General features: G+C 54.0%; 5 protein-coding genes, 2 tRNA genes and 3 rRNA genes. All 10 read left to right on the forward strand.

The window, feature by feature from the left end; genetic code table 11:
- The first annotated feature begins 268 nt into the window (after nt 1-268).
- Nucleotides 269-430: a hypothetical protein gene (locus tag ACYCUK_RS21620; RefSeq protein ID WP_461596696.1), complete on the forward strand. Its 162-nt coding sequence runs from the start codon at nt 269-271 to the stop codon at nt 428-430.
- Nucleotides 431-674: 244 nt separating this feature from the next.
- Nucleotides 675-2,205: ribosomal RNA gene (locus ACYCUK_RS21625) — 16S ribosomal RNA — on the forward strand.
- 95 nt (nt 2,206-2,300) lie between these two features.
- Nucleotides 2,301-2,377, forward strand: a tRNA-Ile gene (locus tag ACYCUK_RS21630).
- Nucleotides 2,378-2,401: 24 nt separating this feature from the next.
- A tRNA-Ala gene (locus ACYCUK_RS21635) sits at nt 2,402-2,477 on the forward strand.
- Between the two features lie 168 nt (nt 2,478-2,645).
- Nucleotides 2,646-5,520 (forward strand): 23S ribosomal RNA (locus ACYCUK_RS21640).
- 86 nt (nt 5,521-5,606) lie between these two features.
- Nucleotides 5,607-5,719: ribosomal RNA gene (gene rrf / locus ACYCUK_RS21645) — 5S ribosomal RNA — on the forward strand.
- Together the 16S, 23S and 5S rRNA genes with 2 tRNA genes alongside form the textbook arrangement of a ribosomal RNA operon.
- A gap of 86 nt (nt 5,720-5,805) precedes the next feature.
- The gene (rpsL, locus tag ACYCUK_RS21650; RefSeq protein WP_112487723.1) at nt 5,806-6,180 is read left to right on the forward strand and encodes a 30S ribosomal protein S12; all 375 of its coding nucleotides are present in this window, start codon (nt 5,806-5,808) and stop codon (nt 6,178-6,180) included.
- Between the two features lie 97 nt (nt 6,181-6,277).
- Nucleotides 6,278-6,748 carry a 30S ribosomal protein S7 gene (gene rpsG / locus ACYCUK_RS21655; RefSeq protein WP_112487722.1) on the forward strand — a complete coding sequence of 157 codons (471 nt, stop codon included), beginning with the start codon at nt 6,278-6,280 and terminating at the stop codon, nt 6,746-6,748.
- 15 nt (nt 6,749-6,763) lie between these two features.
- Entirely contained in the window at nt 6,764-8,869 is a 2,106-nt protein-coding gene (gene fusA / locus ACYCUK_RS21660; protein WP_461596698.1) for an elongation factor G, read from the forward strand.
- Between the two features lie 38 nt (nt 8,870-8,907).
- Complete coding sequence (tuf, locus tag ACYCUK_RS21665) at nt 8,908-10,098, forward strand: elongation factor Tu (RefSeq protein WP_461596697.1); 1,191 nt, start codon at nt 8,908-8,910, stop codon at nt 10,096-10,098.

The following is a 10,098-nucleotide window of genomic DNA, read 5'->3' on the forward strand; positions in this document are numbered from 1 at the left end:
GCGCATGCAGCGCCATGTCCCATCCTCGATCACCACCTTGCGGCTGCGCATCGGCTCGCTTCTGGCTCGCAGCCTGCCTCGATGCCCTTGCTCTGCCTGAGAGCTCGAGACGGCCCAATGAAGCAACACAGTAAGACTAGGGCCTGTTCACGCCAGTGAGCAAGTGCGACAGAGCTTTGGACCCCGATGTACAGAGGATGAGGTCGGAGTGTCGTGGGAAAACTCACGCAAGGAAGGTGGGCGGAGGAGAGTCGAATGACACGCGTGCATGGCCCCGCTCACCTGCTTGCCAGAGAGCAAGGCACTTCTGTTGCGAAAAGGTGTTGACACGGACCAGGCCTGGGTGCACAATTTCGTTCTTGCTGCTTTTCGCTGGTTCTCAAAAAACCAACAAAAGCTGCGAGCGGGTTTTCAAGGCAGCAAGGATTGAAGGCAGCAAGGATTGAAGTTCTGCTTCTGACAAAACCTTATGCTTGACTCGGGAATAAAAGTTGTGCAAGAATACTGATTCTCCGCTGCAAATGCAGCAGCCGCAAAAGCGGGTTCATTAACAAAAAGCAGCCGATAAGTGTGGGCGTTTGACCGGATTGCAAAATACGAGTTAAACGCTCATAAAAGAAGTACGGAGAAATCCGTAGTTCCTGAATGAGTTGGCCTTAATTGGCACCAAGATTGAACTGTAGAGTTTGATCCTGGCTCAGATTGAACGCTAGCGGCATGCCTTACACATGCAAGTTGAACGGCAGCACGGGGGCAACCCTGGTGGCGAGTGGCGAACGGGTGAGTAATGCATCGGAACGTGCCCATTGATGGGGGATAACTGCGCGAAAGCGTTGCTAATACCGCATACGACCTACGGGTGAAAGCAGGGGACCGCAAGGCCTTGCGTCGATGGAGCGGCCGATGTCGGATTAGCTTGTTGGTGAGGTAAAGGCTCACCAAGGCGACGATCCGTAGCTGGTCTGAGAGGACGACCAGCCACACTGGGACTGAGACACGGCCCAGACTCCTACGGGAGGCAGCAGTGGGGAATCTTGGACAATGGGCGAAAGCCTGATCCAGCAATGCCGCGTGTGGGAAGAAGGCCTTCGGGTTGTAAACCACTTTTGGCAGGAAAGAAATCGTTTGCGATAATACCGCGAATGGATGACGGTACCTGCAGAATAAGCACCGGCTAACTACGTGCCAGCAGCCGCGGTAATACGTAGGGTGCGAGCGTTAATCGGAATTACTGGGCGTAAAGCGTGCGCAGGCGGTTGGAAAAGATAGATGTGAAATCCCTGGGCTCAACCTAGGAATTGCATTTATGACTATCCGACTAGAGTACGGTAGAGGGGAGTGGAATTCCGCGTGTAGCAGTGAAATGCGTAGATATGCGGAGGAACACCGATGGCGAAGGCAGCTCCCTGGACCTGTACTGACGCTCATGCACGAAAGCGTGGGGAGCAAACAGGATTAGATACCCTGGTAGTCCACGCCCTAAACGATGTCGACTAGTTGTTGGACGGGAAACTGTTCAGTAACGAAGCTAACGCGTGAAGTCGACCGCCTGGGGAGTACGGCCGCAAGGTTAAAACTCAAAGGAATTGACGGGGACCCGCACAAGCGGTGGATGATGTGGTTTAATTCGATGCAACGCGAAAAACCTTACCTACCCTTGACATGTCTGGAATCCTGAAGAGATTTAGGAGTGCTCGAAAGAGAGCCAGAACACAGGTGCTGCATGGCTGTCGTCAGCTCGTGTCGTGAGATGTTGGGTTAAGTCCCGCAACGAGCGCAACCCTTGTCATTAGTTGCTACGAAAGGGCACTCTAATGAGACTGCCGGTGACAAACCGGAGGAAGGTGGGGATGACGTCAAGTCATCATGGCCCTTATGGGTAGGGCTACACACGTCATACAATGGACGGTACAGAGGGTTGCCAACCCGCGAGGGGGAGCTAATCCCATAAAACCGTTCGTAGTCCGGATTGCAGTCTGCAACTCGACTGCATGAAGTCGGAATCGCTAGTAATCGCGGATCAGCTTGCCGCGGTGAATACGTTCCCGGGTCTTGTACACACCGCCCGTCACACCATGGGAGTGGGGTTTACCAGAAGTAGTTAGCCTAACCGCAAGGAGGGCGATTACCACGGTAGGCTTCATGACTGGGGTGAAGTCGTAACAAGGTAGCCGTATCGGAAGGTGCGGCTGGATCACCTCCTTTCTGGAATAGCTTGAGGGTCAAGCGCCCACTCTTATCGGCTCAGCAGCCTGCAACAATATTTGCGGTGATTGGTGGCGTTTCATTGCAGCCCTCTTGGGTCTGTAGCTCAGCTGGTTAGAGCACCGTCTTGATAAGGCGGGGGTCGTTGGTTCGAGCCCAACCAGACCCACCACCCTACCATTGGTGCGATTCATCTGGGGGTGTAGCTCAGCTGGGAGAGCACCTGCTTTGCAAGCAGGGGGTCATCGGTTCGATCCCGTTCACCTCCACCATCAAACGCAAGTGCGTTTAATTTTTGTTGCGCATTTACGTTTGATATTAATCAATAGGCTGCGTTCTTTAACAATTCGAAAAGCTGATAATTGCATTTGTATATGCATTTGCGATTGCATCAAAATTTTATCAACTTACCATTGCTTTGACTTAAGTCAAAGTTATAGGATCAAGCGACTAAGTGCATACGGTGGATGCCTTGGCGACTACAGGCGATGAAGGACGTGGAAGCCTGCGTTAAGCTGCGGGGAGCTGGCAATCAAGCTTTGATCCGTAGATGTCCGAATGGGGAAACCCACCCGCAAGGGTATCTTCTGCTGAATACATAGGCAGATGAGGCTAACCGAGTGAACTGAAACATCTAAGTAACTCGAGGAAAAGAAATCAACCGAGATTCCGATAGTAGTGGCGAGCGAAATCGGACCAGCCTGTACGTTTTAGCATGAATATCAGGGGAACACCTTGGAAAGGGTGGCCATAGTGGGTGATAGCCCCGTACCTGAAAATATTTGTGTGGAACTAGGCGTACGACAAGTAGGGCGGGACACGTGACATCCTGTCTGAACATGGGGGGACCATCCTCCAAGGCTAAATACTCGTAGTCGACCGATAGTGAACAAGTACCGTGAGGGAAAGGTGAAAAGAACCCCGGGAGGGGAGTGAAATAGATCCTGAAACCGTATGCATACAAAAAGTCGGAGCCCGTAAGGGTGACGGCGTACCTTTTGTATAATGGGTCAGCGACTTACATTCAGTGGCGAGCTTAACCGAATAGGGAAGGCGTAGGGAAACCGAGTCCGAACAGGGCGTTCAGTCGCTGGGTGTAGACCCGAAACCGGATGATCTATCCATGGCCAGGATGAAGGCTGGGTAACACCAGCTGGAGGTCCGAACCGACTAGTGTTGCAAAATTAGCGGATGAGCTGTGGATAGGGGTGAAAGGCTAAACAAATCCGGAAATAGCTGGTTCTCCTCGAAAACTATTTAGGTAGTGCCTCGTGTATCACCTTCGGGGGTAGAGCACTGTTTTGGCTAGGGGGTCATGGCGACTTACCAAACCAAGGCAAACTCCGAATACCGAAGAGTGTCAGCACGGGAGACAGAGCACCGGGTGCTAACGTCCGGACTCAAGAGGGAAACAACCCAGACCGCCAGCTAAGGTCCCTAAATATAGCTAAGTGGGAAACGAAGTGGGAAGGCTTTGACAGTCAGGAAGTTGGCTTAGAAGCAGCCATCCTTTAAAGAAAGCGTAATAGCTCACTGATCGAGTCGTCCTGCGCGGAAGATGTAACGGGGCTAAGCTATATACCGAAGCTGCGGATGTGCGTAAGCACATGGTAGAGGAGCGTTCCGTAAGCCTGTGAAGGTGTTCTGTAAGGAATGCTGGAGGTATCGGAAGTGCGAATGCTGACATGAGTAGCGTTAAAGGGGGTGAAAAGCCCCCTCGCCGAAAGCGCAAGGTTTCCTACGCAACGTTCATCGGCGTAGGGTGAGTCGGCCCCTAAGGCGAGGCAGAAATGCGTAGTCGATGGGAAACAGGTTAATATTCCTGTACCACTGTCCAGTGCGATGTGGGGACGGAGAAAGTTAGGTTATCCGGGTGTTGGATGTCCCGGTTCAAGCAGGTAGGCGTGCTCCTTAGGCAAATCCGGGGGGCTTAGCTGAGATGTGATGACGAGGCGGCTTGCCGCTGAAGTAACTGATACTCTGCTTCCAAGAAAAGCCACTAAGCTTCAGCTGGACATGACCGTACCGCAAACCGACACTGGTGCGCGAGATGAGTATTCTAAGGCGCTTGAGAGAACTCGGGAGAAGGAACTCGGCAAATTTGTACCGTAACTTCGGGATAAGGTACGCCCCTGGTATGTGACGCCGTACAGGCTGAGCAGAACGGGGCCGCAGTGAAAAGGTGGCTGCGACTGTTTATTAAAAACACAGCACTCTGCAAACACGAAAGTGGACGTATAGGGTGTGACGCCTGCCCGGTGCCGGAAGGTTAAGTGATGGGGTGCAAGCTCTTGATCGAAGCCCCGGTAAACGGCGGCCGTAACTATAACGGTCCTAAGGTAGCGAAATTCCTTGTCGGGTAAGTTCCGACCTGCACGAATGGCGTAACGATGGCCACACTGTCTCCTCCCGAGACTCAGCGAAGTTGAAATGTTTGTGATGATGCAATCTCCCCGCGGAAAGACGGAAAGACCCCATGAACCTTTACTGTAGCTTTGCATTGGATTTTGAACAGACCTGTGTAGGATAGGTGGGAGGCTTTGAAGCCGGGATGCTAGTTCCGGTGGAGCCAACCTTGAAATACCACCCTGGTGTGTTTGAGGTTCTAACCTTGGTCCTTGAATCAGGATTGGGAACAGTGCATGGTGGGCAGTTTGACTGGGGCGGTCTCCTCCTAAAGCGTAACGGAGGAGTTCGAAGGTACGCTAGGTACGGTCGGAAATCGTGCTGATAGTGCAATGGCATAAGCGTGCTTAACTGCGAGACTGACAAGTCGAGCAGATGCGAAAGCAGGACATAGTGATCCGGTGGTTCTGTATGGAAGGGCCATCGCTCAACGGATAAAAGGTACTCTGGGGATAACAGGCTGATACCGCCCAAGAGTTCATATCGACGGCGGTGTTTGGCACCTCGATGTCGGCTCATCTCATCCTGGGGCTGTAGCCGGTCCCAAGGGTATGGCTGTTCGCCATTTAAAGAGGTACGTGAGCTGGGTTTAAAACGTCGTGAGACAGTTTTGTCCCTATCTTCCGTGGGCGCTGGAAGCTTGAGAGGGGCTGCTCCTAGTACGAGAGGACCGGAGTGGACGCACCCCTGGTGTACCGGTTGTCACGCCAGTGGCATCGCCGGGTAGCTATGTGCGGAAGAGATAACCGCTGAAAGCATCTAAGCGGGAAACTCGCCTCAAGATTAGGCTTCCCTGGAGACTCGATCTCCCTAAAGGGTCGTTGAAGACTACAACGTTGATAGGCTGGGTGTGGAAGCGCAGTAATGCGTTGAGCTAACCAGTACTAATTGCCCGTGAGGCTTGATCCTATAACTTTGATTTAAGTGTGATGTAATCGCAAACAGCTTTTCGAATTGGGTTGCACGTCTCCATGACTGTGCGCCGACAAGTTACGCCTGATGACCATAGCGAGGTGGTCCCACTCCTTCCCATCCCGAACAGGACAGTGAAACACCTCAGCGCCGATGATAGTGCGCATTCGCGTGTGAAAGTAGGACATCGTCAGGCACACCATCTAGCCCGGCCATTTATTGAATGGCCGGGCTTTTGTCATGTTTTGAATAATTCATAAGTTCTTCCTAAAAGGGATCACTATGCCAACCATCAATCAGTTGGTTCGCCAGGGCCGTGCAGCTGAGACGCTCAAGTCTAAAAGTCCTGCTATGGAAAACTCCCCGCAGCGCCGGGGCGTTTGCACACGTGTGTATACCACGACCCCCAAGAAACCGAATTCCGCACTGCGTAAGGTTGCAAAAGTGCGTTTGACAAATGGTTTCGAGGTGATCTCCTATATCGGCGGCGAAGGGCACAATCTTCAGGAACACTCAGTTGTTCTGGTGCGTGGTGGTCGTGTCAAGGACCTTCCTGGCGTCCGTTATCACATTGTCCGTGGCTCTCTCGATTTGCAAGGCGTGAAAGATCGCAAACAGTCGCGGTCAAAATATGGCGCCAAGCGCCCGAAAAAATAAGTATTGATCGTCCCTCCTGTTCAGCCCTGATATTGGGTTGAGTAAGTGCTTCACAACTGTGAAGTCTGGGCTTGGCCCAACTGAAAAAGGAACTTAAATGTCACGTCGCCGTGTAATCGCTAAGCGCGAAATTCTCCCCGATCCAAAATTCGGCAATCTCGATGTCGCCAAATTTATGAATGTGGTCATGCTTTCTGGCAAAAAAGCCATCGCCGAAAGTATTGTCTATGGTGCTTTCGAGACGATTCAGGCGAAAAGCGGCAAAGATCCCGTTGAGGTTTTCGCGTTGGCGCTGAGCAATGTGAAACCTGTTGTTGAGGTTAAATCCCGCCGTGTCGGTGGCGCTAATTACCAAGTTCCTGTTGAAGTGCGTCCCCAGCGTCGCGCGGCCTTGGCTATGCGCTGGATCCGTGAGGCGGCTAAAAAACGTGGTGAGAAATCCATGGCCCAGCGCCTGGCTAATGAGCTGATGGAGGCCTCCGAGGGTCGTGGCTCTGCCATGAAGCGTCGTGACGAGGTTCACCGCATGGCTGAGGCAAATAAGGCTTTCTCCCATTTCAGGTTCTAATTTTCGGGGCATATGATGGCTAGAAAGACTCCTATTGAGCGATATCGGAATATCGGTATTTCCGCGCATATTGATGCCGGCAAAACCACGACGACCGAGCGCATTCTGTTCTACACCGGCGTTAATCACAAGATTGGCGAGGTGCATGATGGCGCTGCCACGATGGATTGGATGGAGCAGGAGCAGGAGCGCGGCATCACCATCACATCAGCCGCCACGACTTGTTTCTGGAAGGGGATGGATCTGTCCCTCCCTGAGCATCGAATCAACATTATCGATACTCCAGGCCACGTCGATTTCACAATCGAAGTTGAGCGTTCCATGCGCGTACTTGACGGCGCATGCATGGTGTATTGCGCCGTGGGCGGTGTTCAGCCCCAATCTGAAACAGTCTGGCGTCAAGCTAACAAGTACAAAGTTCCGCGCCTCGCTTTCGTTAATAAGATGGACCGCACGGGAGCTAATTTTTTCAAAGTCTATGACCAGATGAAAGGTCGGCTTAAGGCTAATCCTGTGCCTGTCGTTTATCCCATCGGGGCTGAAGAGAATTTCATAGGCGTCGTTGACCTTCTCAAAATGAAGGCTATTATCTGGGATGAGGCGTCTCAGGGCATGAAATTTGAATATCAAACCATCCCTACGGAGTTGCTTGGAGAAGTCGAGAAGTGGCGCTCAAATATGATTGAGGCCGCGGCCGAGGCCAACGAAGATTTGATGAATCGTTATCTCGAGTCGGGTGAATTGACTGAGGAAGAAATTAAGCAGGGCTTGCGTGCGAGAACAATCGCGGGTGAAATCCAGCCCATGCTTTGCGGAACAGCATTCAAGAACAAAGGCGTGCAACGCATGCTGGATGCTGTGATTGATTTTCTCCCGTCGCCTGTTGATATTCCGCCTGTTCATGGTACAGATGATGACGAGGCAGACACGCAGCGACGCGCAAGTGATGATGAGAAATTTTCTGCACTTGCATTTAAGTTGATGACCGACCCCTATGTGGGGCAATTGACTTTTATTCGAGTTTATTCCGGCATACTTGCTTCGGGCGACACCATTTACAACCCTATCAAGGGTAAAAAGGAACGTATCGGCCGCCTGTTGCAAATGCATGCCAATCAGCGTGACGAAATCAAGGAAGTGCGCGCTGGCGATATTGCAGCGTGCGTAGGCTTGCGCGAAGTGACGACTGGTGAAACCCTGTGCGATCCAAATTCCATCATCACTTTGGAAAAGATGATCTTTCCGGAGCCGGTCATTTCTCAAGCCGTGGAGCCAAAGACCAAGGCAGACCAGGAGAAAATGGGCATTGCCTTGCAGCGCTTGGCTCAGGAAGACCCCTCCTTCCGCGTCAAGACCGATGAAGAGTCAGGGCAGACCATTATTTCCGGCATGGGTGAACTCCACCTGGAGATCATCGTCGACCGTATGCGGCGCGAGTTCGGCGTCGAGGCGAATGTCGGCAAGCCGCAGGTGGCATATCGTGAGACCATTCGCAAGACCGTGGACAACGCTGAGGGCAAGTTCGTTCGCCAGTCCGGTGGCAAGGGGCAGTACGGGCATGTCGTCCTCAAGATCGAGCCGAATGAGATTGGCAAGGGCTTTCAGTTCGTTGATGCGATCAAGGGTGGTGTCGTGCCACGCGAGTACATCCCCGCTGTGCAAAAAGGCATCGAGGAAACACTGAACTCGGGTGTTTTGGCCGGGTACCCAGTGGTTGACGTGAAAGTGACCTTGCATTTCGGTTCCTACCACGAGGTCGATTCCTCCGAGCAGGCTTTCAAGATGGCTGCGTCGATGGGCTTCAAGGACGGATGCCGCAAAGCCAGTCCTGTGATTCTTGAGCCCATGATGGCCGTTGAAGTTGAGACGCCGGAAGACTATGCCGGCAACGTGATGGGCGATTTGTCGTCGCGCCGCGGCATGGTTCAGGGCATGGATGAAATTGTCACGGGTGGCAAGGTCATACGCGCCGAAGTGCCTTTGTCCGAGATGTTTGGCTATTCCACAACGCTGCGTTCGATGTCTCAGGGTCGTGCCACCTATTCCATGGAATTCAAGCACTACTCCGAAGCACCCAGGAATGTGGCAGAGGCCATCATCAGCGCGCGTACCAGCAAGTAATTTCGAGTTTATTTGACCAAGTTCTAAAGGCATTCATCATGGCGAAGAGCAAATTTGAGCGGACCAAGCCACACGTGAACGTGGGGACGATTGGCCACGTGGACCACGGCAAGACCACGCTGACGGCGGCCATCACCACGGTGCTGTCGAGCAAGTTCGGCGGCGAAGCCAAGGCGTACGACCAGATTGACGCGGCCCCGGAAGAGAAGGCGCGCGGCATCACCATCAACACCGCGCACGTCGAATACGAGACCAAGAACCGGCACTACGCCCACGTCGACTGCCCCGGCCACGCCGACTACGTCAAAAACATGATCACCGGCGCCGCGCAGATGGACGGCGCCATCCTGGTCGTGTCCGCCGCCGACGGCCCCATGCCCCAGACCCGCGAGCACATCCTGCTGGCGCGCCAGGTCGGCGTGCCCTACATCATCGTCTTCCTCAACAAGTGCGACATGGTCGACGACGCCGAGCTGCTCGAGCTCGTCGAGATGGAAGTGCGCGAGCTGCTCACCAAGTACAACTTCCCCGGCGACGACACCCCCATCATCCACGGCTCCGCCAAGCTGGCCCTGGAAGGCGACAAGGGCGAGCTCGGCGAACAAGCCATCTTGCGCCTGGCCGACGCCCTGGACAGCTACATCCCCACGCCCGAGCGCGCGGTCGACGGCGCCTTCCTCATGCCCGTGGAAGACGTGTTCTCCATCTCCGGGCGCGGCACCGTGGTGACCGGGCGCATCGAGCGCGGCATCATCAAGGTGGGCGAAGAAATCGAGATCGTCGGCATCGCCGCCACCCAAAAGACCACCTGCACCGGCGTGGAGATGTTCCGCAAGCTGCTCGACCAGGGCCAGGCGGGCGACAACGTGGGCATCCTGCTGCGCGGCACCAAGCGCGAAGACGTGCAGCGCGGCCAGGTGCTGTGCAAGCCCGGCAGCGTCAAGCCCCACACCCACTTCACCGCCGAGATCTACGTGCTCTCCAAGGACGAGGGCGGGCGTCACACCCCGTTCTTCAACAACTACCGCCCGCAGTTCTACTTCCGCACCACCGACGTCACCGGCGCCATCGAGCTGCCCAAGGACAAGGAAATGGTCATGCCGGGCGATAATGTGAGCATCACCGTCAAGCTCATCCACCCGATCGCCATGGAAGAAGGCCTGCGCTTTGCCATTCGCGAGGGCGGCCGTACCGTCGGCGCCGGCGTCGTGGCGAAAATTATCGAGTAA

Source organism: Thiomonas sp. (assembly GCF_054608695.1).